A 335-nucleotide genomic window follows, 5' to 3' on the forward strand; every position below is an offset into this window, starting at 1 on the left:
GGCAAGCCGAAACACCGCCCATGCCTTCATCAAGGAAATGCAGCACTATAATTTCATCGGAGTCGGGCCAATGGCCGACGACGGCCGCATTCGCCCCCTGCACCTGCCCGCCATAACCCTGGAGCCGTTGATCGGCTGGATCCATATGCATCTGAGCACGCTTGATGCTCTTGACGGCGCGAACCGGCTGGAAACGTTCCAGGCAAGGCCGCAAATGCTGGCGCAGCTGCAGCCGCTGATCGCGGACGGGCTGGTCTCCTCCGTTCCGGTACGCGAACCGGAAAAGACATTCTCGCTGTTCACCTGGCTCAACAATGGTGGCGTCGTCATGGACT

General features: G+C 60.3%; 1 pseudogene. It reads left to right on the plus strand.

Going from position 1 to position 335, the window contains the following annotated elements:
- Window positions 1-70: 70 nt before the first annotated feature.
- Window positions 71-335, plus strand: a pseudogene (locus tag EN851_RS34845) (hypothetical protein); the annotation flags it as partial.

It is taken from the genome of Mesorhizobium sp. M8A.F.Ca.ET.208.01.1.1 (assembly GCF_004791315.1).
Lineage (GTDB): Bacteria > Pseudomonadota > Alphaproteobacteria > Rhizobiales > Rhizobiaceae > Mesorhizobium.